The sequence below is a fragment of the Sphingomonas zeicaulis genome, assembly GCF_050433225.1.
Lineage (GTDB): Bacteria > Pseudomonadota > Alphaproteobacteria > Sphingomonadales > Sphingomonadaceae > Sphingomonas_D > Sphingomonas_D zeicaulis.
On sequence record NZ_JBNPXQ010000015.1, the window covers coordinates 24,485 to 47,045 of the forward strand.

At 63.8% G+C, this 22,561-nt stretch carries 24 protein-coding genes and 3 pseudogenes; 14 read left to right on the forward strand and 13 right to left on the reverse strand.

Going from position 1 to position 22,561, the window contains the following annotated elements; all coding sequences use genetic code 11:
• Window positions 1-63 precede the first annotated feature (63 nt).
• Entirely contained in the window at window positions 64-186 is a 123-nt protein-coding gene (locus FHS96_RS28010) for a hypothetical protein (RefSeq protein WP_429599759.1), read from the forward strand.
• 309 nt (window positions 187-495) lie between these two features.
• On the opposite strand, the gene FHS96_RS28015 is transcribed toward FHS96_RS28010, so the two are convergent.
• Window positions 496-1,059: a DNA-3-methyladenine glycosylase gene (locus FHS96_RS28015; RefSeq protein ID WP_429599761.1), complete on the reverse strand. Its 564-nt coding sequence runs from the start codon at window positions 1,057-1,059 to the stop codon at window positions 496-498.
• A 579-nt stretch (window positions 1,060-1,638) separates the two neighbouring features.
• On the opposite strand from FHS96_RS28015, the gene FHS96_RS28020 reads away from it, so the two are divergent.
• The 6 genes and pseudogenes from FHS96_RS28020 to FHS96_RS28045 all read left to right on the forward strand — a co-directional run bounded on the left by FHS96_RS28020 (window position 1,639) and on the right by FHS96_RS28045 (window position 7,382).
• A complete protein-coding gene (locus FHS96_RS28020; RefSeq protein ID WP_488168735.1) occupies window positions 1,639-3,081 on the forward strand; it encodes a DUF7125 family protein in 1,443 nt (480 codons plus the stop codon).
• A gap of 37 nt (window positions 3,082-3,118) precedes the next feature.
• Window positions 3,119-3,487, forward strand: coding sequence for a response regulator (locus tag FHS96_RS28025; protein WP_429599766.1), 369 nt, complete (start codon window positions 3,119-3,121; stop codon window positions 3,485-3,487).
• Window positions 3,487-5,103 carry a PAS domain S-box protein gene (locus tag FHS96_RS28030; protein ID WP_429599769.1) on the forward strand — a complete coding sequence of 539 codons (1,617 nt, stop codon included), beginning with the start codon at window positions 3,487-3,489 and terminating at the stop codon, window positions 5,101-5,103. The genes FHS96_RS28025 and FHS96_RS28030 overlap by 1 nt, the downstream gene beginning before the upstream one ends.
• Before the next feature lie 230 nt (window positions 5,104-5,333).
• Window positions 5,334-5,846 (forward strand): TerD family protein, encoded by a 513-nt coding sequence (locus FHS96_RS28035; protein WP_429599772.1) that lies wholly within the window; start codon window positions 5,334-5,336, stop codon window positions 5,844-5,846.
• Complete coding sequence (locus FHS96_RS28040) at window positions 5,843-6,586, forward strand: acetoacetate decarboxylase (RefSeq protein ID WP_429599774.1); 744 nt, start codon at window positions 5,843-5,845, stop codon at window positions 6,584-6,586. Before FHS96_RS28035 ends, FHS96_RS28040 begins: the two co-directional genes overlap by 4 nt.
• Window positions 6,587-6,625: 39 nt before the next feature.
• A pseudogene (locus FHS96_RS28045) lies at window positions 6,626-7,382 on the forward strand (3-hydroxybutyrate dehydrogenase).
• Between the two features lie 141 nt (window positions 7,383-7,523).
• Here FHS96_RS28045 and FHS96_RS28050 read toward each other — a convergent pair.
• Both FHS96_RS28050 and FHS96_RS28055 read right to left on the reverse strand, forming a co-directional pair.
• The gene (locus FHS96_RS28050) at window positions 7,524-7,946 is read right to left on the reverse strand and encodes a hypothetical protein (protein WP_429599776.1); all 423 of its coding nucleotides are present in this window, start codon (window positions 7,944-7,946) and stop codon (window positions 7,524-7,526) included.
• Window positions 7,947-8,885: 939 nt separating this feature from the next.
• A complete protein-coding gene (locus FHS96_RS28055) occupies window positions 8,886-9,851 on the reverse strand; it encodes a PepSY-associated TM helix domain-containing protein (protein WP_429599777.1) in 966 nt (321 codons plus the stop codon).
• Here FHS96_RS28055 and FHS96_RS28060 point away from each other — a divergent pair.
• The gene (locus FHS96_RS28060) at window positions 9,813-10,001 is read left to right on the forward strand and encodes a hypothetical protein (RefSeq protein WP_429599834.1); all 189 of its coding nucleotides are present in this window, start codon (window positions 9,813-9,815) and stop codon (window positions 9,999-10,001) included. The two genes, FHS96_RS28055 and FHS96_RS28060, sit on opposite strands and share 39 nt — an antisense overlap.
• Here FHS96_RS28060 and FHS96_RS28065 read toward each other — a convergent pair.
• A complete protein-coding gene (locus FHS96_RS28065) occupies window positions 9,998-10,126 on the reverse strand; it encodes a hypothetical protein (RefSeq protein WP_429599780.1) in 129 nt (42 codons plus the stop codon). The genes FHS96_RS28060 and FHS96_RS28065 overlap by 4 nt on opposite strands.
• Before the next feature lie 5 nt (window positions 10,127-10,131).
• Window positions 10,132-10,425 (reverse strand): hypothetical protein, encoded by a 294-nt coding sequence (locus FHS96_RS28070; protein ID WP_429599782.1) that lies wholly within the window; start codon window positions 10,423-10,425, stop codon window positions 10,132-10,134.
• Window positions 10,426-10,476: 51 nt separating this feature from the next.
• Here FHS96_RS28070 and FHS96_RS28075 point away from each other — a divergent pair, with 51 nt between their 5' ends.
• The gene (locus tag FHS96_RS28075) at window positions 10,477-11,697 is read left to right on the forward strand and encodes a TerD family protein (protein ID WP_429599784.1); all 1,221 of its coding nucleotides are present in this window, start codon (window positions 10,477-10,479) and stop codon (window positions 11,695-11,697) included.
• A gap of 5 nt (window positions 11,698-11,702) precedes the next feature.
• Here FHS96_RS28075 and FHS96_RS28080 read toward each other — a convergent pair whose 3' ends face one another.
• The gene (locus FHS96_RS28080) at window positions 11,703-11,948 is read right to left on the reverse strand and encodes a hypothetical protein (RefSeq protein WP_429599836.1); all 246 of its coding nucleotides are present in this window, start codon (window positions 11,946-11,948) and stop codon (window positions 11,703-11,705) included.
• On the opposite strand from FHS96_RS28080, the gene FHS96_RS28085 reads away from it, so the two are divergent.
• Window positions 11,868-12,251: a DUF2243 domain-containing protein gene (locus FHS96_RS28085; protein WP_429599831.1), complete on the forward strand. Its 384-nt coding sequence runs from the start codon at window positions 11,868-11,870 to the stop codon at window positions 12,249-12,251. The two genes, FHS96_RS28080 and FHS96_RS28085, sit on opposite strands and share 81 nt — an antisense overlap.
• Here FHS96_RS28085 and FHS96_RS28090 read toward each other — a convergent pair.
• Complete coding sequence (locus FHS96_RS28090) at window positions 12,140-13,027, reverse strand: LysR family transcriptional regulator (RefSeq protein ID WP_429599787.1); 888 nt, start codon at window positions 13,025-13,027, stop codon at window positions 12,140-12,142. The genes FHS96_RS28085 and FHS96_RS28090 overlap by 112 nt on opposite strands.
• 104 nt (window positions 13,028-13,131) lie before the next feature.
• On the opposite strand from FHS96_RS28090, the gene FHS96_RS28095 reads away from it, so the two are divergent.
• Both FHS96_RS28095 and FHS96_RS28100 read left to right on the forward strand, forming a co-directional pair.
• The gene (locus FHS96_RS28095; RefSeq protein WP_429599790.1) at window positions 13,132-13,998 is read left to right on the forward strand and encodes an SDR family oxidoreductase; all 867 of its coding nucleotides are present in this window, start codon (window positions 13,132-13,134) and stop codon (window positions 13,996-13,998) included.
• Between the two features lie 152 nt (window positions 13,999-14,150).
• Window positions 14,151-15,177: pseudogene (locus tag FHS96_RS28100) on the forward strand (IS110 family RNA-guided transposase).
• A gap of 218 nt (window positions 15,178-15,395) precedes the next feature.
• Here the strand turns inward: FHS96_RS28100 and FHS96_RS28105 are convergent.
• The 6 genes from FHS96_RS28105 to FHS96_RS28130 all read right to left on the reverse strand — a co-directional run bounded on the left by FHS96_RS28105 (window position 15,396) and on the right by FHS96_RS28130 (window position 21,385).
• Window positions 15,396-16,373 (reverse strand): DUF4336 domain-containing protein, encoded by a 978-nt coding sequence (locus FHS96_RS28105; protein WP_429599792.1) that lies wholly within the window; start codon window positions 16,371-16,373, stop codon window positions 15,396-15,398.
• Window positions 16,288-18,492, reverse strand: coding sequence for a xanthine dehydrogenase family protein molybdopterin-binding subunit (locus tag FHS96_RS28110; protein ID WP_429599796.1), 2,205 nt, complete (start codon window positions 18,490-18,492; stop codon window positions 16,288-16,290). Before FHS96_RS28110 ends, FHS96_RS28105 begins: the two co-directional genes overlap by 86 nt.
• Complete coding sequence (locus FHS96_RS28115; protein ID WP_429599798.1) at window positions 18,489-19,469, reverse strand: FAD binding domain-containing protein; 981 nt, start codon at window positions 19,467-19,469, stop codon at window positions 18,489-18,491. The genes FHS96_RS28110 and FHS96_RS28115 overlap by 4 nt, the downstream gene beginning before the upstream one ends.
• Window positions 19,466-19,966: a 2Fe-2S iron-sulfur cluster-binding protein gene (locus tag FHS96_RS28120; protein WP_429599800.1), complete on the reverse strand. Its 501-nt coding sequence runs from the start codon at window positions 19,964-19,966 to the stop codon at window positions 19,466-19,468. The genes FHS96_RS28115 and FHS96_RS28120 overlap by 4 nt, the downstream gene beginning before the upstream one ends.
• 217 nt (window positions 19,967-20,183) lie before the next feature.
• Window positions 20,184-21,179 carry an SDR family oxidoreductase gene (locus FHS96_RS28125; RefSeq protein ID WP_429599803.1) on the reverse strand — a complete coding sequence of 332 codons (996 nt, stop codon included), beginning with the start codon at window positions 21,177-21,179 and terminating at the stop codon, window positions 20,184-20,186.
• A complete protein-coding gene (locus FHS96_RS28130) occupies window positions 21,176-21,385 on the reverse strand; it encodes a hypothetical protein (RefSeq protein ID WP_429599805.1) in 210 nt (69 codons plus the stop codon). Before FHS96_RS28130 ends, FHS96_RS28125 begins: the two co-directional genes overlap by 4 nt.
• 505 nt (window positions 21,386-21,890) lie before the next feature.
• Between FHS96_RS28130 and FHS96_RS28135 the strand changes: the two are divergent.
• Both FHS96_RS28135 and FHS96_RS28140 read left to right on the forward strand, forming a co-directional pair.
• A pseudogene (locus tag FHS96_RS28135) lies at window positions 21,891-22,061 on the forward strand (3-hydroxybutyrate dehydrogenase); the annotation flags it as partial.
• Window positions 22,062-22,394: 333 nt separating this feature from the next.
• The gene (locus FHS96_RS28140; RefSeq protein ID WP_429599807.1) at window positions 22,395-22,556 is read left to right on the forward strand and encodes a hypothetical protein; all 162 of its coding nucleotides are present in this window, start codon (window positions 22,395-22,397) and stop codon (window positions 22,554-22,556) included.
• Window positions 22,557-22,561: the final 5 nt, after the last annotated feature.

Below are 22,561 nucleotides of genomic sequence, written 5' to 3' on the forward strand. Positions count from 1 at the left end.
GACGCTGTCGGAACATGGCCGCTCCCCACCGGTTGATGAAGGCATAAAAGACAGGAGAAGAAAATGGAGATGCAGCAAACCAACGACCAGAAGCCCGACCCTGAGAACGAGGCGGAGAAGAAGCAAATGGAGGATGTGCAGAAAGAAGCGGCAAAGGAGCGCAAGGAGGAAGGCGGATATCAGTAATTCTCGCATGATCCGGGTCGGTAAAACTATCCGCGTCAACCACCGGATTTTCAGCGGCCGGCTCCGGCTGAGCGCGCCCTGTCTCCGTCAGGGCAAATAGACGGCATCTGGCGCAATGCCGACGATATGATGCCAAAGATGAGTGGCGGCTGCGTGACCCGTTGAAGCCGTTAGCCGAGCGGCGAGCAAGCCTTTGCAACGCCACCGTTGCGCCGGACACCGCATGAAGCGGGTTATGCACCAACGCCTCCTCTCCAGCGTCCAGACGCGGCATTGATGGCCCTGCATCGACCGGCAATGCGCGCTCGCTTATGCGGCGGGAGAGAACCGCACCGGCCGGCTGAGAAAAGGCGAGCCTGCAGCGCAGAAACGCCAGGGCGTGTCGGTGGCGACGCTGATGCCGATGCGCGGACCGGCGACCACGACCGGCTGCCGCACCGCAGGCGATAGAGCGAAGGGCGGTCGGTCGAGCGGCACCTCGCACAAGCTGCCATCCACCGCGAGCGCCTGGCACAGCCGCCCCGGCCCGGAACATAGCAGCCGTTCCGCCATGACACCGCGACGCGCGCGCATCATCTCTTGCCCGGCCTGTGGTGCGATCGCGCGGATGAGAACACCCGCCCCATGGCCGCAGGTGAAGTTCATGCACCAGTGCAAACCGTGGCTGCGATAGACATAGGCGTGTCCGGCGGGCCCGAACATGGCGGCATTACGCGGTGTCGGTCCACGAAATGTGTGCGCAGCGGGATCCTGCGCGTCGTAGGCCTCGGTTTCGACGATCGCGCCCCCGACGCCGTCGACGTGTAACATGGTTCCGATCAGCGCGGGGGCGACGACTGCGACGTCGCGGTCAAAGAAGGATGGATCGAGCATCCATATTCAATTCGCAGCCGACGGTTCATTTCCCCAGATGCGAAGAAGCGGCGATCGAGTCGGTCCTGATTTTGCCACGCGCGGTCAGCGCACCGACTTTGCATTCCCTTCGATTTCGCGGCGACCCCGTGGAGCCTCGGCCTATCGGCAGTTCTCTCGCCCGGAAGACGTTCCCTCACTGTTCAAGACGGGCCCGTTTGCGACCGAGACCCGCTGGCTGCATCACGAACTGCCGCGACACGTTGCGGGAGAAATTGCCGGTTTCACAGCCGAACTCGCCTAACGGTACGCAGATGAGCAGCGTTTGGCGGGGCAGCCGTCCAGGACCGGTAGCGCCAGCCAGACGACCTGTTGGCCGACGGCGCGGTTCGCTCCTTTCCGCTGGCGCCGAGGACCCGAAAACTGCTTTGCGGGTCGAAAGCAAAGGGGTTCTGGTTCAGCCACTCGTCCTCTTGGTACGCCCGAAACGTCGGTGGGACAGGGCGTTGAAAAAAGCAGTCTCTCCTCAAGACGATCGGTGCTCAGGCTGCTATCGAAGGAAACAGGCCTCTCGGCCGCTTATCCTTGTGAGGTTTGTGCGTGATCCAATCCCTACCCCGGTTTTCGACGGGCATGCCCGGCCTTGATACGGTTTTCGGCGGCGGCTTCGTCGAGGGATCCTCCTACATCGTGCAGGGGCAGCCGGGCGCGGGCAAGACCATCCTCGGCAATCAAATTGCCTTCGCAGCCGCCGCCACCGGCAAGAAGGTGCTTTACGTCACCCTGCTCGCCGAAACCCATGACCGCCTTTTCCAGTCCCTTTCGACCCTGACCTTCTTCGAGGAAGATCAGCTCGGCAGCAACATCACTTATGTGAGCGTGTTTCAGACGCTCAGCAACGAAGGCCTCGGTGCGGTCGTGGACCTCCTTCGCAAGGAAACGAAGCGCCGGAATGCGGCGCTGATCGTCTTCGACGGCCTCCTGAACGCACGGGATCGCGCTGAGACCGACCTGGACGTCAAGACCTTCGTTGCCGAAGTGCAGAGCCAGGCAGCCTTCGTCGGATGTACCGTCCTCTTCCTGACCAGCGCCAGGCTTCAGGACGACAGTCCCGAGCACACCATGGTTGATGGCGTGCTGGAGCTCCATGACGAGCTCGTCGGCGTCCGCACCGTGCGTCGCCTGCGGGTCCGCAAGTCTCGGGGAAGCGCCGCGCTGGGCGGCTATCATCAGTATGAGATCGGAAGCGGCGGCGTTTCGGTTTTTCCCCGGATCGAAGCCGCGTTGAACACGCCGTTGACGGAGGACAGGCCTGACCCGACGCCGCTTGCGTCCGGGATCGAAGGTTTCGACGCAATCACCGGCGGTGGTCTTCCCAACGGTTCGATCACTTTGCTGATCGGCCCTTCAGGCTGTGGGAAGACCTCCTTCGGCATCAACTTCCTTTCAGCCGCTTCGGAAGCTGAACCGGCTCTCCACTTTGGCTTCTATGAAGCGCCCGACCGTTTGTTGCTGAAGGCGAGCGCGCTGGGTCTGGACCTCCGCGGACAGGTCGACAGTGGCGCCGTCGAGCTTCTGTGGCAGCCGCTGACCGAGAACCTTACCGACAAGCTGGCCTATCGGCTCCTCGATGCGGTGTCGGCTCGCCGCGTGAAGCGGCTGTTCCTCGACTCTTTCAGCGGGTTCGAGCGCGCGGCCGTCCATCGCCCGCGGCTTGTAGAATTTTTTGCGGCCCTGACGAACGAATTGCGCGCCCGGGGCGTTACTACCGTCGGCACGTGGGAGTTGCGTGACCTTTTCGCGTCCGAGGTTGCAGCTCCCGGCCCCGAAATTTCCAGTCTGCTCGATAACCTCATCATGATGCGACAAGTCGAGATCCGGGCCGAGTACAAGCGGGTGATGTCCGTCCTGAAAATTCGTGACCAGTCCTTCCAGGCCTCCCCCCAGGAGGTTGTCATCGATGGGCACGGCCTTGCGATCAAAGGCCCATTCGAGCCCGCAACCGGAATTTCCACCGGGCTGGCCAAGCCTCTTGAAGCGTAAGGCCCTCCATGGATCGAACGCTTCCATGGAGCTTGCGATGAAGGTCGTCGTCGCCGAGGACGAGTTCCTGATCGCCGACATGCTTGTCCTGAGCCTCGAGGAGGCCGGGCACGAGGTGCACGAGGCCGCGCACGGCGCGGCGGCGCTCAAGCTCGTTCGCGAGGTGGTGCCGGATCTCATCATCACCGATTTCATGATGCCGTTGATGACAGGCCTCGAACTCGCTGAAGCTGTGAAGGCCGACAGCACCTTGCAGCGTATCCCGATCGTCCTCGTAAGCGGCGCGCAGGGGGCCATAGCACGCGCACGCGCTGACCTGTTCGACCTCGTCTTCGACAAACCCTACGTGATGGATCGGCTGCTGGAGGCAATTACACAGCTGGTCGGCGACCGGAACGGATCCTGATGGCGGCGAACGTGGAAAGCGATGCGAACGACAGCGACCCTTGGAACGAGAGAGGTTGCTCGATCGATGCCTACCGGCTCGCGGCCATCATCGAGTCGTCCGAAGACGCCATTATCGGCACGACGCTCGGCGGGATCATCACTGATTGGAATGCGAGCGCAGAGCGCACCTTTGGCTATGCTTCCGAAGAGATCATCGGGCACTCGATCCTGACCTTGATACCGGCGGATCGCCGAGCCGAAGAAGACGAGATCATCGCTAAACTGAAACGCGGCGAGCGTCTCGAGCACTTCGAAACCGTCCGCCAGCACAAGGATGGCGCTCTCATCCACATATCGCTGACCATATCGCCGATCAAGGCAGCAGACGGCGCGATTATCGGCGCCTCAAAAATCGCCCGCGACATTTCCGCGCGGAAGCACACGGAAGCGGTCCTCGCGCAGCAGTCCGAACGTCTCCAGACGCTCAACCGAGTTGCAAAGGTGATCTCCCGCGATCTCGATCTCGACCGGATCGTGCAATCGGTGACCGATATCGGTACCGAGCTTACCGGTGCCAGGTTCGGGGCCTTCTTTTACAATGTCATCGACGGCGCCGGCGAGTCGTACCAGCTCTACACGCTGTCTGGAGCGCCCCGTGACGCATTCGACCAGTTCGGCATGCCTCGGAATACGGCGGTGTTCGCGCCCACCTTTGCCGGCGAAGACGTTGTGCGGTCCGATGATATCCGTCGCGACCCCCGCTACGGGCACAGTGCGCCCCATTATGGCATGCCGGAAGGTCACCTTCCAGTAGTCAGCTATCTGGCAGTCCCGGTCGTCTCGGTGTCGGGCGAGGTTCTCGGTGGGCTCTTTTTTGCTCATGACGAACCGGCAAGGTTCACATCCGACTCAGAACATATGATCTCCGCCATCGCCACGCAGACGGCGATCGCCATGGACAACGCACGGCTGCACAAGGCTGCGCAACGCGAAATAGAACAACGGCGGCGCGCCGAGGAGTCGAAGGAGCTGCTCCTCCATGAGCTGAAGCACCGCGTGAAGAACACGCTGGCCACGATCCAGGCGGTTGCCATGCAGACGTTCCGCGAGGCCCCCCGGACGGAGCTCAACGCCTTCATCTCTCGCCTGCTCGCGCTGTCCGGAGCGCATGATCTGCTGACCCAGCGCGACTGGGAGATGGTCGATGTCGCGCATATTGTCCGGCGCGCTGTGGATCCCTTCGCGGCCGAAGGAAGTGAGCGGTTCGACATCTCAGGAGCCGAGATAAGGATCCCTTCCGAAAAGGCGTTGCAGCTCGCCATGGTGCTGCATGAACTCGCCACCAACGCGGTAAAATACGGGGCGCTTTCCAACTCGACCGGGTCGGTGAAAATATCCTGGAGCTGTAACAATGAAGGGACTGTCCCGCTGCTAAACCTGCAATGGGTCGAACGCGGCGGTCCCGAGGCATCGCCGCCGACGCGAAAGGGGTTCGGTTCGCGCATGATTGAGCGCGCCCTCCGGGGGGAAGGCAATGGAGTGGAGTTTGATTTCGCCCCGGACGGGCTGCGCTTCGGGCTTCGCCTTTCGGTTCGCGACCAACTACCGCCGGGCACGACTGTGAACGAGCCATAAAGTTTTCTGCCGCAGCGCCGAAGGGGACAACAGCTCCGCTTGCAGTCGCAGAAAGGGGCGCCGGTGGAGGGAAGCGTTTAAGTTGCTCGTCACTGTGCCAGTGCCCGAACCCGCGGCGCATTCGGATCTTGTTTGACCCGGCTGGCCGCGCTTCCTTAATCGGGCGTCGATAATGTTCCTTCGGAGGCGCGCGTGCTGTTCCCCGTCAGGACCGACGGCGCCAGAGCACGATGCCATACGCTTGCCACCCTTGCCGATGCGCGCATCAGGGCTTCCACCGGCGGCGCCGAGGCCGCCGCATCCAGGCCCCCGTTGATGGCGCGAGCGAGACAGCGATGGTTTTCGGTGAACTGTGTCGACGCCACTCCGAGTGGACGTTCCGGGCGGTCGGCCAAGGGTTCGCTGGTGGCCTCGCGCCGCTTGCGCGATCATTCGGGATCGAGGTCGCGAAAGAGCCGCTATTATCGCAGCCGGCTCCGCCCATGACGATCTCCCTCGACAAGCCCGACGACGCCACTTCACACGATGCCGGCGGCGGCGGCGGTGGCGATTTCGCCCCGACCTTTGACAGCATCAGCCCGCCCCGGGGCGCGGCGCCGGATCACCGCCGGCAAGCTGGCGCGGCGCTCACTCCATCGCTCTCGACGAGAGAGCCGCCAACGCCAGACCAATGTATAGGCTCACACGCCCGCTGGGCATGGCAGGTTCGAACATCATTGGTCCCTTGGAGAATTCTCGCATGACGCGTGACGAGATCCTGCAGACGCCGTCGATGCCGGCGTTCGCGCCCAGCTATCCGCTCGGGCCCTATCGCTTCTTCCAGCGCGAATATCTGATCATCACCTATGAGACGGATCCGGATGCGCTGCGGGCCGCGCTCCCGGAGCCGCTGGAGCCGGCACCCGGCAACCTCGTCTTCTACGAGTGGATGAAGATGCCGGACTCCTCTGGCTTCGGCGACTATGAGGAGAGCGGGACCGGGATCCATGCGCTGTGGCAGGGCGAAGCCTGCAACTTCTCGGTGCAGATGTATCTGGACGACGAGCCGCCGATCACCGGCGGCCGCGAGATATGGGGCTTCCCCAAGAAGTTCGGCGTGCCGCGGCTCAAGGTCGTGAAGGACACGCTGACGGGCACGCTGCACTATGGCGATGAACGCGTCGCGATGGGCACGATGCAATACAAGGTGCGCGATCTGTCCGATCGCCTCGACGCCGTCGCCGCCGGGATCGGCAAGCTCAACGTGAACCTGAAGCTGATCCCCGATGTGGACGGCTCGCCGAAGGTGGCGCAGCTTGTCGGCTACAACCTCGAGCGCGTGACAGTGCACGGGGCCTGGGAGGGCGATGCCCGCCTGCACCTGATCCCGCATGTCAACTGCCGCGTCGCCGACCTGCCGGTCAGGCGGATCGTCGGCGGGCGCCACCAGCTTGTCGACTTCGTGCTGCCCTATGGCCGCGTGCTCCACGATTATCTCGCCTGAAGGAGGAAGACACAGGAGCCTCAAGACCGCAACGCCGTCATCACCGGATCCACCAGCGGCATATGGCCTCGCTTATGCCCGAGCATTTGCCGCCGAGGGCGCCGACATCGTCATCAACGGCTTCGGCAAGGCGAACGACATCGAGCGGGAGCGTGCCGCGATCGAGAGCGAGTTCGGGGTAAGAGCCCTCTATTCGTCCGCGGACATGACCAACCGGAGGGGATCGCCGGGCTGGTCTATCTCGCCGCAGGGCGGCGCGGCGGCGTCGACAATTTGATCAACAATACGGGGATCCAGTTCGTAGCGCCGATCGAGGACCTTCCTGTCGAGAATGGAACCAGATCATCGCCATCAACCTCTCTGCGGCCTTCCACGCCATGCAGGCGGTGATCCCGGTGATGAAGAAGGCCGGCTGGGGCCGGATCATCTCGACCGCGTCGGCGCACTCGCTTATCGCGAGCCCGTTCAAGCCGGCCTATGTCGCGGCCACGCACGACATCGCCGGCCTGGCGAAGACCGCAGCGCTGGAACCCGCCACCGACAGGATCACCGTCAACTGCATCAGTCCGGGCTATGTATGGACGCGGCTCGGCGAGCAGCAGATCCCCGACACCAGGAAAGCCCGGAATCTGACACGCGAGAAGGTGATCAACGACATGCTGCTGGCTCCCAGCCCACCAAGCAATTCGTCACGCCCGAGCAGATGGCTGCCATTGCCGTTTTTCTCTGCTCCGACAGCGCGGCGCAGATCACCGGGGCGAACATCTCCGTCGACGGAGGATGGGTCGCTCACTGAAGGAGCACGCGCGTTCCGGAGGGCCCTTACCGCCATGGCTGCCGGATCATAACATCCTTGATTCTCAACATATCGGGAGGTCCGGTCTCACTGGTCGAAACGGCATCGATCCACTGCGAGAGCGCATGACCCGCTACGCTCTCATTGATCTCGGACGATCGTGTAGAGCCGGTTGTTCAGCGCGAACATCGCCGTGCCGTCGTCTATGAAGTGGAAGTCGATCAACCCTTCGCATCCGGTCTTCAGCGTCGGGATTTTCGCGGTGCGGAAGCCGAGCGAACGCGCGTCGGCCGCAGGCTGGCGCAGGGAGCCCTGAAACAGATAGTCGGGCGGGACGTTCGCGATGCGGTACGCGGGCCGTTCGCAGTTCAGTGGTTCGGGCGCCGAAATTTGGTTGGAGCGGAAGTCGATCGACCTGCCATCTAGCATCATTTCATCCGAGGCTCGCGCCTCCTCGGTTGAAGTAGCCCAAGGCGCAACCTGCGAATCCTGGATCTTCCAGCGGCCGGGCGCAACCTCGGCTGCCGACGCAGCCGCCCCGGACAGGGAAAAAAGGATCAGCACAGCGAGGTGTCTCATGCTTGGCATGGCAGCATGATACCGAAGCACCCGTGGGCTGCCTATGTCGAGAGTCACACAAGGCCTCCTTGGGCACCGCTGCGTGCGGAAATCTCGCTCGACCAGTCGTCACACGGGCGAGCACCTAAGCGATGCCGGCTGTGCGTCGCCGTATCGACGCATGTTGAACGCCTTAGTTGCATTCGCGGCAAGCACGCTGCTGCGGGATGGCCGCACTCTTCAGGCATCCTCGCCTCCCCCAGGGTCGAGCCCTCAGACTCGGCCCTTCTCCCGGCGCCGTGAGAGTGTCGGTACGCGAGACCGCCCCCGCGCTTTCGCCAGAAAAGCACTGAACCTGGCCGGCGCAAGAAGCGGACAGAGGCCGGTGAACGCCTGGCCTTCGTCATGCGGCGGGTCAACGAAAGGGTGAGACTCACCTGCGAGTAGAGCGATCGATGATCTCAATCTCCGAGATCACGTGGTCGCCTCCTCGCGTTCCCTTCGGCTCGCACGAGCATCGAAGGCCTGCGACACTGTCTAAGCTGTTTCCCGCTGCTCCGCGCCGCGGTCTCACGCAGACCTGGGAACCGACGACGAAACCGACCGCCGGAAGCTGGACCAGACACTGTCGCGCGGTCCGACACGCGAACGGCGCCGAGCCGCCCGCCCCATCCAGACGAACGCAATGACGGCTATCGAGGCCACGCCGTCGACCAGGATGGTCTGCTCGCCGTGGCTCCATGCCCCCAATGATCCCGCAGTGAGGCTTGTCAGCGGGATCAGCGCGGTCGAAGGCTGCAGCCCACAGCAACTCCACCCCGCCGCGCGCGGCGCCGCGCGCCAGCGCCCAGCCGATGGCATGCAGGAATACGGCATAGTAGATGCGGCTATGCCACGCTGCCAGGTTGGGTGATCCGCTGGGAAGCCACTTCGCCGCAGCGAGGGTCACCGAGATGCCAGCAACGCAGCCCAACGGCACCCCAACGTCAACGCTCCAAGAATGCGCGTCGCCCGGGTCTGTTCGACAGCGCCAGCCTTGCGCTCCTTCTTCCTGCGGCTTTCGATCCACAGCAGATTGCCCGAATAGAAGATGAATGCGCCGGAGAGGTCCAGGAAAAAATAGGACCAGCGCACCGGTGGCCCGCCGAAAATCCCGAAATGTGCCGCGAAGAAGCTCGTGATCGTCGCAAACCAGCCGTCCTGTTCGCCCGGGAGGTAATCGGCTTCGGTGATGGCGCCGGTCTGGGTGTCGATCTCGCCCATGCCATAGGTCGGCGCGCGCAAGCCGTAGCGCGCGTCGTGACCCAGGATGTGACCATGATCGCCCTCTTCATCATTATAGTCGTAGCTCATGCTGACGAGCGTGAGGCCGGGTCGCTTCTGCGCCACCCGCTTCAAGATCTCGACCGGAGCCAAGACGTCCTGGACCGTTGCGCGATCGGCGGGCACCGCCTTTGGATCCGGCCGCCGCGGCCTGCTCCGCTCGACCTGCTCCCTGCCGATCGCCTGCACCGCACCCTGCGCGTCGCAGATCTGGTCGTGAAACGCGAAGATGACGGCCGTCAGCGCCATGACGATGTGAAACGGCAGGCTGAACAGCTCGAGTACATTGTGCAGGTCGAGCCACATCCGCTTAAGGTTGCTGCCGAAGCGCAGCGCGAACAGGTCCTTGACCAGGCTGGGCAGAAGGCAAATCACACTGGAAATGAGCGCAATTGCATAGAGCAGGGCGATAATCTCCATGATCGGCATTGCGATCTCGTGACCGAATGGCAGCCCGACCTGCTGGTGGAGGGCGTCGATCAATTCCGCGACCGGTGACGGCTTGCGCATCGAGACCTGCAGCGAACCGTCGCCCGCAAGGCTGGCGGAGTGTGTATCTCCCGGCTGACGCCGGGTGCGGTCTCCCAACTCACCCGCGCCGGCCGCTCGGGGCCGGTTGCGAAATTCACCTTGAAGGATTTCCGCGCCTCCGGGTGCGCGTCCAGCACCTTGTCGATGAGTTCGGGTGTCCGTTCGAGCGATGGAGGGGGCGACAACGCACTCGGCGGCGTCGCCTAGCGCTGGAGCGGCTCCTCGAACATCGTGATCGCCCCGGCATTAAAGGCGATGAACAAGGCCAGGCCGGCGATGATGCCGACCCAGCTTTGGATGTCCTTGTAGGTGCGAATGATGTCGGTACGCATGTGGTTCAGCCCATGACCAGGCGGGCGCCGGCGCAGATCGTCCAGGCAACGTGATTGGCCGTCGCCAGCCAGATCCATGCACGCACGCTGGATCGAAAAAGGAAACACAGCCCCAGGATCAGGCACCAGATCGGCGACGCCAGCCACATGGCAAGCTGCCCTTGGGCAGTGAAGTGAGAATCGCCGTGCGAGAACAGGACGCAAAAGGTGCAGGTCAGCGCGAGCGTCAGCGTAAAGCCGAGCACGACGGCCGCCGTTGCCTTGCCCAGCCAGTCGCGGCTGGTAAGACTTTGCCGCATTAGCAAGTATCGGTGTGAATTCCTTGGGCGGCGGCGCGTCGGATTACCAGTGTGCCCGCTTGCTGTTTACACCTGCATCGCGGATTGCTCTGTGGGAGACTGAGACAGAGCCACACCGCATCGGTGATGAGCCCGCGTTCTGAAAGGGAATCGATGGAGCTTCAGAAAGGTGGCAACACGCTCATCGGGCGGGGCATGATCGACATCAGGGTAAGTTTGATCGCGCCGGCCGGGTGCGATGTCGACGTTTCTGCCTTCCTTGTCGCCGAGGACGCGAAAGTGCGCGGCGATCATGACATGATCTTCTATAACCAGCCCGAAAGCGACAGCGGAGCCGTCCGGCTTGCGGAAAGGGGAAGCGCTGGCGCACGCTTCGAAGTCGACCTACTTCGGCTTTCGGCCGAGATTGCGCGCGTGGTGTTCTGCGTCACGATCGACGAGGCCAAGGCGCGCAGGCAAACTCTTAGTATTCTTGCTGGCGCCCGCATAGCGGTTTGCGCCGGCGGCGCCGAGGTAGCTGGTTTCAGCCCGCCGTTGCAAGGCGCGAGCGAAGCCGCAATGATTTTTGGCGAACTCTATCGGCGCGACGCCGAGTGGAAGTTCAGGGCAGTCGGCCAAGGGTTCGAGGGAGGCCTCGCACCGCTCGCGCGCGCCTTCGGGATCGAAGTGGCGGACGCGCCGCCACCGCTTCCGTCGATCACGCCCGCGATGATCTCGCTCGAAAAGCCGGACCAGTCGGTGAATCTCGAGAAAGGCGGCGGCGCGTTCGGCGAGATCGTCGTCACCCTCAACTGGAGCCGTACCCCAAGCGCGATCGACCTCGATCTCGGCTGCCTATACGAGATGCAGGATGGCGCGATTATGGTGGTGCAAGCGATCGGCGATGCCTTTGGCAGCCTCGACCAGCCACCCTATATCAGGTTGGACGGAGACGATCGTACCGGCGATGCGGGTAATGGCGAAACCATACGCGTCAACGGCGCCTATTGGGACAGGATCAAGCGAATCGCCGTGTTCGCTCACATCTACCAAGGTGTGCCGAACTGGCGCGCGACCGATGGTGTCGTGAGGGTCTCCATGCCCGACCAGCCGGCTATCGAGGTGCAGATGACCGAGGGGCGCGACGACCGCTGGATCTGCGGCGTCGTGCTGCTCGAGAATGATGATGGCGCCCTGCGGGCGACACGGCTGGTGCGCTATTATGCCGACCGCGAAGCGCTCGATGCCGATCTGCACTGGGGCATTCGGTGGATCCCGATGAGGAAGGACTGACAGCGCTATTTCCGCGTCTCGCCTTTTCTACCTTCAGCGACGGCGACCATGCATCGCTCTTCCGGTGAGACCGCTTTCATATCTTCCTTCTTTACGCGACATCGATGATCGACGTGCGGCGGCATTGTCTCGACGATGCGAACACCGATGCGGGCGACAAGACAATCGTCATGGCGCATCTGCTCAGCCTTGTTCCCGGCGAGCCGTTCCGGGATTTGGGAACGCAGATCCTTGCCGACGGGCTGTTCCACATCCTGATGTATGTCATCACCGCGGCGGGTTTATGGTTGCTGTGGCGCCGGCGATCGCTGCTGGCCGTTAGCGGCTGGCGAATTGTTGCGGGTGGAGCCCTGCTCGCAGGACCTTGCCCGCCCTTCGATTTTTGCGGCGACCCCATGGAGCCTTGGCCTGTCTGCCGTTCGCTCGCCCGGAAGGCGCTCCCTCACTGTTCAAGATGGGCGGCGAGTTCTTCCGGAGCGCCGGTCGGGAAGGCCTGGCGCAGGAACTCCATGAAGGCGGACACCCGCGGATTGAGCAGCCGGCGTGTAGGATAGAGCGCCCAGAGCCCGATGTCCGATCCCGCAACGTCGCCCCAATGTACCATCCTGCCAGCGGCGATGTCGCGACTGACGAGCGACAGCGGCAGTCGCGCCGCCGCCACCCCTGCCAGCACGGCGTCGCGGATCATCACCAGCGACGATAAACGCAATACAGGATCGACGGTGATATCCAGCGGTCCGTCCCGCGTGGTCAACGCCCAGTTGGATATCGCAGATTCGCCGCGCTCGGCGGCGGGAACGACAAGGCCGGACGTCCGCGGCATCTCGAACGCGGCCACCGCCACGAGCCGATCGTGCAGGAAGCGCCGCCCGACCAGCGCATCGTCCGGCGAGGGATCCACGCGGACCACGATATCGTAACCCTCCTCGATCATGTCGACGGCACGGTCGTCAGTCGACACCTCCAGCCGCACATCGGGATAGGCGCGCACGAACCCGGCCGCCAGCCGGCCCATAGCGGTCTGCCCGAAAAGCAGCGGCACGCTGATCCGCAGCCGTCCGCGCACCCTCTCGCTGCGCGACGCGATCGCGACGGTCGTCTCCTCGAGTTCGGTCAATAGCACCGTCGTGCGCTCGTACAGCGCGCGCCCTTCCTCGGTCAGCTTGAGATCGCGACGGCCCCGCTCGAACAGACGCAGCTCAAGGCGCGCCTCCAGCTCCGCGACGCGCCGGGACAGTGTCGCCTTCGGGCGTCGTGCAGCACGCGCAGCCTTACCGAACCCGCCATGGCGGGCAACGAGCGTGAAGTCGGCGAGAGCGAGAAGATCCATATCGTTCCACCAGCGAGACAGCGCGTCCAGATTGAGCGCCTGTTTGTATGGATCTGGATCACGCATCTTCCGTCAGTCATCAAGACACAATGAAGGAAACTGCAATGACCATTCTCGTCACCGGTGCCACCGGCCGCGTCGGCCGCCACGTTGTCACGCAACTCGTCGGGCGCGGAGCGACCGTTCGCGTCCTGACCCGCGATCCCGCCAAGGCCTCCTTTCCCGTAGATGTGGAAATCGTGCAGGGCGATCTGCTCGACATCGAGGCCGCGCGCGCCGCCCTTGCCGGTGTCCGCACGCTTTTCCTTCTCAATACCGTAAGCGGCGACGAGTTCACCCAGGCGATCATCACGCTCAACCTGGCACGTGAAGCCGGCATCGATCGCGTTGTCTACCTCTCGGTGTTCGATGCCGACCGCGCGGTCAACGTGCCGCATTTCGCGGTGAAATACGGTGCCGAGCGGATGCTGGAGGCAATGGGCTTCAGCGCGACAATCCTTCGCCCGACCTACTTCATCGACAATGAGGCGATGGTGAAGGACGTGATCTTCCAGCACGGCATCTACCCCATGCCCATCGGAGGGAAGGGCGTTGCAATGGTGGACGCGCGCGACATCGCCGAGGTCGCTGCGCTCGAACTGATCCGTCGCGACGCAGCAGACGGGACCCTGCCGATCGAGACGATCAACGTCGTTGGTCCGGAGACGCTGACTGGCGAACAGGTTGCGACGATCTGGTCTGACGTGCTCGGCCGGCCGATCGCTTATGGTGGCGACGATCCCAGCGGTTTCGAGTCAAACATGGCGTCTTTCATGCCCCGATGGACCGCTTATGAGATGCGGCTGATGGCGGAACGCTATGTCAGCGACGGCATGATCCCGCTCGCCGGGGATGTCGAACGGCTGACCGCTCTGCTTGGACGACCGCTGCATGGCTATCGCGAAACTGCGCAGACACTCGCCAGGGCTTGACGACAGGCTTTGGAGGAGCGGCCGCATCGGGAAAGCCGCACTCGGCCTGTCCCGCTCAATCGCCACATCGCGAACCGTGCGCGCTGAGCCCCCCCGATAGGTCGCCTATCCACCCATCCATCGTAACGCCCCGAATTGGAGCACTTCGACGGGTGGGTGACCACTTCACGAGCGGTCTGGATATCGCCAAGCATGTTTTGCACGCGTATGGAGCGGATGAGCGCGGCCACCTGGTTTTCAGCAAGCGGATCGGCCGCGGGAAGTCGCTGGACTTTCTCTACACAGCCGAGTTGCACCGTTGCGCTCGAGGTGTGCGGGAGTGCGCATCATTGGGCGCACCGACTCATCCACCTCGGTCATCAGGTCCGGTTGAAACCGCCGGCTTATGTGAAGCCCTTCGTGAAGCGGCATAAAGACGACGCGATCGTTGCGGAAGCGATCTGCGAGTTGGCACAGCGGCCAAGCATGCGGTTCATGGCTGTGAATGGTGAAGAGCAACAGGCGGCGGCCCTCGTGTTCAGAACCCGCGACCTGCTCGTCAAGCAGCGCACTCACCTTGTCAACGCGGTCCGAGGGCATCTTGCTAAGTATGGATGGGTGGCGCCCAAAGGTCCGTGCCCTGGAGCAATGCTGGCGGATCTGCTCGAGGACGAGGAGATGGCGAGCACGCTGCCGGAAGCGGCACGGTCGATGCTGCGCGCGATGCTCGATCTGCTGAGCCATCTTGATGAGTGGATCAAGGACCTCGACAAGGAGATTGCCCGCCGCGCCCAAGAGGATGAGATCTCTCGTCGGATGATGACCATCCCGGGTATCGGGCCGATCGGCGCGACTGCGATCGCGGCGCTGGCGCCGCCTGCTTAAACATCCGCCGAGTGCGATTTCGCAGCCGCTGGGGTCACTCCACTTCAGAAATCAACCGGCGGCAAACAGAAGCTCGGCGCGACGTCGGAGATGGGCGAGCGTACACTTCGACGTTTTCTCATCATTGGGAGCAGCGCTGTCGTGCTTCAGGCGAACGAGAGAGGCGCTCCCAAGGGCTCATGGCCTGAACCGATGCTGGCGCGAAAGCCGCGCATGCTGGTGACGGTCGCGCTAACGAACAAAACAGCCCGCGTCGTCTGGGCGCTGCTGAAGAAGCAGAAGGATCACAAGGCTCCGGTCGCAGCTGTGGCGTAAGCCAGAGCAGATCTGAGGTCGTCGGAGGTGTGGGCGGGCGAAGGACCGTATGGCGCAATATTCGGCGATACGGGACCGGATGAACCAGATACACTCATCGTGCCCCGAGCACGCGTTTATGATGTGGTTCCAATCCGCAAACTCCCGAACGGGCCCGCAGCTCCATCGCTGCATTTGAGGCGGACAGATGGCAGCATCCGACTACACGCCAGCCAACTTCAATTACCGCTTGCATCTGAAGGGGTGTCCACAGATGACTTTACGTCCTCACCTGTCCAGCTGAATGCATTGCGCAGCTTGCGCGCGGCATCCTCCTCGAAGGGGAGGCCATGGGCGAAAAGAACGCGCTCAGGATTGAGTTCGATCATCCGCTGGATGGCGGACCTGGTGTCCGCCCCACCGAGCCGCAGCGCGGTTCGGACATGGCGCGCGGTCGTCGCATGCGTCCCGCCCGCCAATCGAGCCATGATACCCGTTATCGGCGGCAGCTTGGCAGATTCCAGGTTCTGGACCGTGTCGCACAGGATGAGCGTTCGGCTCGCCTTTTGGAACATGTAGCTTTCGCAGAACAGATTGTCGCCGCGCAGAAGCCCCTGCTCCACCTCATCCCGCCACGCCGCGGGAGCAAGGTCCTGAAGATCATCGTCGATCCGCACCCCCGCCTTGCGAACCTGCGCTCGATCACGCAGCCCCGGCACCGCCCACGTCCTTGTCTCTGGGTAAGCCTGCTGCCACTCCGGGAGATGCGTCCAGTGGGCAGTCGTGGGCGCCAGAAGATGGCGGACAGTCCCAAGATCCGCCAGTGCCGCTTTCAGTCCTGGCGTACAGGCGACTGGAGAGTGGAGCATCAGCGCTCCACCTCGGAGCCGCAGGACGGTCATCCGAATGGGGAGCGACATGCCACTTACCACTATGGTGTCGTCGACGATCCAAAGATCCTTCGCGAGCGATTTTGGGATGCCAAGGGGGGGATAACCGACTTGGTCGGGCGCGGAGTACCTCAAACGAGAGGCCCACCACCGATAGAGAATTATGAGACCTGCGCCGCCGGCAGCCACGCCTGCCGACACGGCGAACATTCGACTGCGAGGCATCCTCCCACGTCGAGCGTCAGACATCGGGCAGGCCAGCCAACACCTTGTCCGGTGTGATGGGAAAGCTGCGTGCACGCACACCACAGGCGTTGTAGAGGGCATTGGCGATGGCGCCGGCCGCCCCGCAGATGCCCAGTTCGCCAACCCCCTTCGATTGCAGCGGGCTACCCGCCGGATCACGCTCTTCCACCAGGATCACGTCGAGGTGCGGCACGTCGAGGTTCACCGGAACGTGGTACTCGGCAAGATCGGGATTGACGATGTGACCGTCGCGACGGTCGAAGGTCAGCTCCTCGGTCAGTGCGCTCCCGATGCCCCAGACCATTCCCCCCATGCATTGCGACGTGGCGGTCTTGGCGTTGAGGACGCGGCCGAGGGAGAACGCGCCGGTGAAGCGACGCACGCGGACCTCCCCGGAATAGGCGTTCACACCGACCTCGGCGAAAAACGCGCCGTACATGGCGGCGGAAAACGCCTCGGTGATCTTGCCGGGCTTGAAGTGGCCGACCTCGACCAGGTCCTCGCCATCCAGCAGATCGGCGAACGTGATCTTGCGGTTGCCGGACAAGGCATGCCCGTCCTTCAGCGTCAGCGCAGCCTCGTCGCAGCCCAGCTTCGCAGCCAATGCCGCTCGGATGCCCTCGCAGGCCTCGAACACCGCCGAGCCGGTGGAGCATGCACCCCAGCTCCCCCCCGAACCGGAGCCTGGCGGAAAACGTGTGTCGCCCAGACGTACGTCGACGGCGTCCTGACTTAGGCCGAGCATCTCGCCCGCGACCTGACCAAGCACCGCATAGGTGCCGGTGCCGATGTCCGTCATGTCGCTGGCGACTTCGGCGGTGCCATCCGCCTTCAGGGTGACGCGGGCATGGGCTTCGTTCAGGTTGTGCACGCGGGTTGCCGTCGCCATGCCGGTGCCGATCCACCACTCGCCTTCGCGCCGCATGCAGGGCTTGCGCGGGCCTGCATCCCAGCCGAAGCGCTTGGCGCCGCGGCGCAGGCACTCCTCCAGCTTGCGCGAGCTATATGGGATGCCCTCGCTCGGGTGCTTCTCGGGGATATTGCGCAGCCTAAGTTCGACGGGGTCGATGCCGCTCGCCTGCGCCAGTTCGTCCATCGCCGCTTCGAGCACCTGCATGCCCACCGCCTCGCCTGGCGCGCGCACCGAGCCGGCGGTCACGCGATGGATGCGGCCCAGTTGCAAGTCGAGGACGCGGTTCTCGCCCGCGTAAAGAAACTCGCTTGCCTGCAACACGGGCTCGGCGAACTTCTCGCCCGGCAAGTTGGTGACCCAGGCCTCATGCCCGAAGCCGCTCAGGCGACCCTGGTCGTCCGCGGCCAGGCGCACGCGCTGCCGTGTCTCGGAGCGGCGCATCACGCACTGGAACACCTGGTGGCGCAGCATGACCACGCGTACCGGGCGCCGCAACGTGATCGCCGCCACGGCCGCGGCCACGGCTTCCGGACTGATGCCGAGCTTGGACCCGAACCCTCCGCCCACGTAGGGCGACACAAGCCGCACCTGTTCGGTATCGATTCCCAACGCGTCGGCCAGTTCCTTGCGGTTGAAACGCAGCATCTGCAGGCTGGAATGGAGCGTCAGCGTCTCGCCATCCCACTCGGCGATGCTGGCGTGCGGCTCCATCGGCGCACTGTTGTGACATTCGGTGGTGTAGGTCACGTCGACGCCGTGCGCTGCCTCGCGCATCGCCTTGTCGAGATCGCCCTGGACGGTCGGCTCCTCGAACGGCTCGAAGGCGATCGCCTGATCCTGTGCGTCCACTATCGCCTCGGCATCTTCGCGATATTCAACCCGCAAGTGCTTGGCGGCGTGGCGCGCCTGCTCGAAAGTTTCGGCAACGACCAGTGCGATCGGCTGGCCGAAATATTGGACCTCCCGCACCTTGCGGACCGGAGACTTGCCCGCGCCGCCCTGCGCCGCGCGGGCAGTCATCCGATCGTCGCTGATGACCGCGATCACGCCCGGCAGATTCCGGACCGAAGCCTCGTCGATGAGCGTCACCTCGCCCTTGGCGATCGTGGCGGTGACAAGGACACCTTCGACGCGGCCGTCCATGCGGTATTCGGCAGCGTATGTGGCGGTGCCCGAGGTCTTGAGCGGACCTTCCGGTCGGTCGAGCGGCTGCCCGATTACGCCTTGCGCCATGGCATCGAGCCGATTGCGCTCGTCCGGCGCGTCCATGATGTAGGAGCGGGTCATGCCTGTTCTCCCGTCGCTTCGCGCAGCACGGCCTTGAGCACGCGGCGCGTCATTGCGATCTTGAAATCGTTGTGGCCGTAGCCGCGGGCACTATCGAGCAGCATGTCGGCCGCTTCGTCGAACAGCGCGTCGGATGGCGTGTTGCCGGTCAGCAGTTCGTTGACGCGCGCGTCGTGCCAGGGCTTGTGAGCAAGCCCGCCGAAAGCCAGCGAGGCGCTCGAGATCCGGTCCCCGTCCATCTTCAGCACGCACGCTATCGACACGAGCGCGAAGGCATAGGACGAACGATCGCGTACCTTGCGATAGATCTGCGTGCCACCGACAGGCGCGGGCAGCGTCACCGCAGTGATCACATCGCCGGCTTCAAGCACGGTATCGCGTTGCGGCGCGTCTCCGGGCAGGCGATGGAACTCGCGAACCGGAATACTGCGCGCGGTGCCGTCCGGCCCCGCCACCTCGACTTGCGCATCGAGTGCTGCGAGCGCGACGGCCATGTCGCCCGGATATGTCGCGATGCAGCTGTCGCTGGCGCCAAGGATGGCGTGGATGCGGTTTGCGCCGCCCAGCGCGCCGCAACCGCTGCCTGGGTCGCGCTTGTTGCAGGGCTGGTCACGATTGTAGAAGTAGTAGCACCGGGTCCGCTGGCACAGGTTGCCGCCGGTCGTCGCCTTGTTCCTTAGCTGGAAAGTCGCTCCGGCGAGGATCGCCCAGGCTAGCACCGGATAGTCGCGGCGGACACGCATATCGGCGGCGCAGCTGCTGTTCGTCACCAGCGCGCCGATGCGCAGCCCTTCGTCCGCCTCCCCGATTTCACCGAGAGCAAGTCGGTTGATATCGACGAGGATCTCCGGCGCCTCGACCTCCAGCTTCATCAGGTCGAGCAGGTTTGTTCCGCCTGCGATGAGTTTCGCGCCGGCACGGGTCTGCTCGCAGACATCGGTCACCGCCTCGGCGCGGCTATAGGTGAACGCCTTCATCGCGTCGCCTCCAGCACTTCGGCGATGGCTGCGACGATGTTCGAGTAGGCGCCGCATCGACACAGATTTCCGCTCATCCGCTCGCGTATCTCATCCGGCGTTAGCGTCGGGGGCTCGGAAAGATCGGCGCTGACGAAGCTTGGCCAGCCGTTCGCGGCCTCGTCGATCATGGCCTTGGCAGAGCAGATCTGGCCCGGCGTGCAGTAGCCGCACTGGTAGCCGTCGTGGCGCACGAAGGCGGCCTGCAGCGGGTGAAGATCTTCGGCGCTGCCAAAGCCCTCAATCGTCGTCACCGCATCGCCTTCGTGCATAACGGCTAGGGTAAGGCAGCTGTTGATGCGCTGGCCGTTGACCAGCACCGTGCAGGCGCCGCACTGGCCATGATCACAGCCCTTTTTCGTCCCCGTGAGGCCGCAGTCCTCGCGCAGGAAGTCGAGCAGCGTGGTTCGTGGATCACCTGTGAAATCGTGATCCGTGCCGTTGATCGTCAGTGGCATTCTTCCCTCGCAGGCGGTAGCGGACCTCGTCGAGCAACGAGGTTCAGGGGCATGGTGATCGTGAGGACCGGAACCCAGCCAACTTTTTGGCGACGAATTCGCTGCTGCTGACCAGCGCGGATTTCCTCGGCGGGCTCTTCCTCTTCTTGCCCTCCATCGGCAGCTGCAGCCGTTGGAACAGAAGGCGCGGGCATCTCGAAGGTCGGATCATTCGGGATCATGCGCGGTGCACCGTTCTGCGCACCATGAGTGCTGCGCCGCCGAGCGCGAATGCGCTCAAAACGGCCATGGTCGCGATCCCGGCGCGCTTCCGAGACGGCGAGCGTAGGCCGCCATCAATGCGTGCACCATCTCCAGGTGGCGTCAGCACATTGCCCTCGGTGATCGGCGCCAGATCCGCTTGAGCGAAATAGCGCTCGAACGCCGCCTTGATGCCGCGCGCGTTCAGCGAGGGCGAGATGAAGTGGCTTAGCCGCGAAGCCCAGCTCGGCGACCCGAGAATGACGCTCGATCGCGGATGATCCGCAAGGCGCACGACCGCGGCAGCAATGGTTCGCGGATCGAGAAGCGGCGGCGGCGCGGAAAGCGCCTTGCCGGTATAGTTGCCGGCGTGGCGGATCGCAGGCGTGTCCACGAAGGAAGGATAGACGTCACAGATGTGGACGTCCGGATGGTCGGCAAGCTCCGCACGCAGCGCCTCCGAGAAACCCTTGAGCCCGAACTTGCTCGCGGAATAGGCGGCAGCAAAGGGCGCCGCCGCGAAGCCGCCGAGCGAGATCATGTTCACGAAGACACCATGACCCTGCTCGATGAACATCGGCAGAGCGGCATGCGCATCGTTCATATGGCCGATGAGGTTCGAACGGACGATCTGATCATGGATCGCCATCGGCACGTCCAGGAACTTGCCCACCGCCCCGACGCCGACATTACTGAACCAGAGGTCGATCGGGTCGGCGAACCCCCGGGCTAGCCTTGCCAGTGCGCGAACCGGTTCCGCGTCGCCGACATCGGTCGGCACGACCAGAACTTGCGCGCCTGCCGCGCGGCAGTGCGCGGCGACCGTTTCAAGATCCTCGTGGCTGCGCGCGGCAAGCACGAGGTTCCAGCCGTCTGCCGCAAACGCCTCGGCGGTCGCCTGGCCGATCCCGCTGGACGCACCGGTGATGACTGCGGTGCGACGGCGAGCTTGAGGGGTGTCGACCTTGCTCACCGGTTGGTACGATCGAGGCGGTCGGGATCGACGCTGCCGGCCCTTTGCGGATCGCTCTCGATATCTCCCTCGACGGTATTCTGGCCTTCGGCGTCATCCAGTTCCTCACCAGACGCATAGGCACCTTGGGACTGGCCTATGCCGGGGTTTTCCTCAAGATCTTCGTCCTGCTTGGGCCCTGCGTTGCCTTGCTTGTTGTCAGCCATGGTGACGAGGTCCTTCGCGCTTCGATGCTTCTTCGAGGCAACTGGACTGGAGAGAGAGAGTTCCGCGAGGGGACGGGCAAAAGGTCGGCGTACGCGCCCAGGCGAGCGCATTACTGATCCATGTGATCCAATAGCGTCGGTAATCACACAGGCGCCACGGTTCGGCTGCAATCAACCTGTCTCGACTCCTCACGCGGGAACCGCGCCGCTCGGGAGGCGATTCTTCGCCAGAGCCTCAAGGAGTACCAGCGATGAGCGGCTCGCCGAAGGTGGCGCAGCTTGTGGGCTACAACCTCGAGCGCGTGACAGTGCACGGGGCCTGAGAGGGCGATGCCCGCCTGCACCTGATCCCGCATGTCAACTGCCGCGTCGCCGACTGCCGGTCAGGCGGATCGTCGGCTGGCGCCACCAGCTTATCGACTTCGTGCTGCCCTATGGCCGCGTGTTCCACGATTATCTCGCCTGAAGGAGGAAGACACAGGAGCCTCAAGACGGCAACGCCGTCATCACTGGATTCATCAGCGGCATAGGCCTCGCTTATGCCAGAGCATTTGCCGCCGAGGGCGCCAACATCGTCATCAACGGCTTCGGCAAGGCGAACGACATCGAGCGGGAGCGTACCGCGATCGAGAGCGAGTTCGGGGTACGAACCCTCTATTCGTCCGCGGACATGACCAACCGGAGGGGATCGCCGGGCTGGTCTATCTCGCCGCAGGGCGGCCCGCATCGATATCAACCGCTTCCGCGTGCTCTATCTGGGCTTGCCGCTCAAGGTCCCCTTCCTCGAGACGATCATGCGCGCCCGACGAGATCAGTCGGGCGCGACCTGCTGACCGCAGAGCCGAGATCACCGACCGGCTCCTCTCGCAGGTCAGCGTTACGCAGGCCTGACGCTCGTCGACCTTCACGGGAGACACGGCCGTCCGCATGGCCCCTCCGAACGACATCATTCACCGTCGCAGCCGGAAGCTGGCCCGGATCGTCGCTGGCGATGCATGAGCATCGCGACATGATCAACGGCCTGCTCCATCCCTCAAGGCTCAACCCCGAGATCCATCTCGCGATCGCTGACCATGCGGTCGCGAAGCTGGCGCCGATGCACACGCAGCGGCTGGATTGCACGCCCGGGATGGGCCGTCTCCTCTACGACTTCCAGGTCGCCCCGACCTGAAGTGG

Bases quoted from the DNA above. Each gene is read 5' to 3' on its own strand.
- FHS96_RS28010 (WP_429599759.1), top strand. From the start codon at position 64: ATGGAGATGCAGCAAACCAACGACCAGAAGCCCGACCCTGAGAACGAG.
- FHS96_RS28015 (WP_429599761.1), bottom strand. From the start codon at position 1,059: ATGCTCGATCCATCCTTCTTTGACCGCGACGTCGCAGTCGTCGCCCCC.
- FHS96_RS28025 (WP_429599766.1), top strand. From the start codon at position 3,119: ATGAAGGTCGTCGTCGCCGAGGACGAGTTCCTGATCGCCGACATGCTT.
- FHS96_RS28030 (WP_429599769.1), top strand. From the start codon at position 3,487: ATGGCGGCGAACGTGGAAAGCGATGCGAACGACAGCGACCCTTGGAAC.
- FHS96_RS28035 (WP_429599772.1), top strand. From the start codon at position 5,334: ATGCCATACGCTTGCCACCCTTGCCGATGCGCGCATCAGGGCTTCCAC.
- FHS96_RS28040 (WP_429599774.1), top strand. From the start codon at position 5,843: ATGACGCGTGACGAGATCCTGCAGACGCCGTCGATGCCGGCGTTCGCG.
- FHS96_RS28065 (WP_429599780.1), bottom strand. From the start codon at position 10,126: ATGCGTACCGACATCATTCGCACCTACAAGGACATCCAAAGCTGGGTC.
- FHS96_RS28070 (WP_429599782.1), bottom strand. From the start codon at position 10,425: ATGCGGCAAAGTCTTACCAGCCGCGACTGGCTGGGCAAGGCAACGGCG.
- FHS96_RS28085 (WP_429599831.1), top strand. From the start codon at position 11,868: ATGGCGCATCTGCTCAGCCTTGTTCCCGGCGAGCCGTTCCGGGATTTG.
- FHS96_RS28090 (WP_429599787.1), bottom strand. From the start codon at position 13,027: ATGGATCTTCTCGCTCTCGCCGACTTCACGCTCGTTGCCCGCCATGGC.
- FHS96_RS28095 (WP_429599790.1), top strand. From the start codon at position 13,132: ATGACCATTCTCGTCACCGGTGCCACCGGCCGCGTCGGCCGCCACGTT.
- FHS96_RS28105 (WP_429599792.1), bottom strand. From the start codon at position 16,373: ATGCCCTCTACAACGCCTGTGGTGTGCGTGCACGCAGCTTTCCCATCA.
- FHS96_RS28110 (WP_429599796.1), bottom strand. From the start codon at position 18,492: ATGACCCGCTCCTACATCATGGACGCGCCGGACGAGCGCAATCGGCTC.
- FHS96_RS28115 (WP_429599798.1), bottom strand. From the start codon at position 19,469: ATGAAGGCGTTCACCTATAGCCGCGCCGAGGCGGTGACCGATGTCTGC.
- FHS96_RS28120 (WP_429599800.1), bottom strand. From the start codon at position 19,966: ATGCCACTGACGATCAACGGCACGGATCACGATTTCACAGGTGATCCA.
- FHS96_RS28130 (WP_429599805.1), bottom strand. From the start codon at position 21,385: ATGGCTGACAACAAGCAAGGCAACGCAGGGCCCAAGCAGGACGAAGAT.
- FHS96_RS28140 (WP_429599807.1), top strand. From the start codon at position 22,395: ATGATCAACGGCCTGCTCCATCCCTCAAGGCTCAACCCCGAGATCCAT.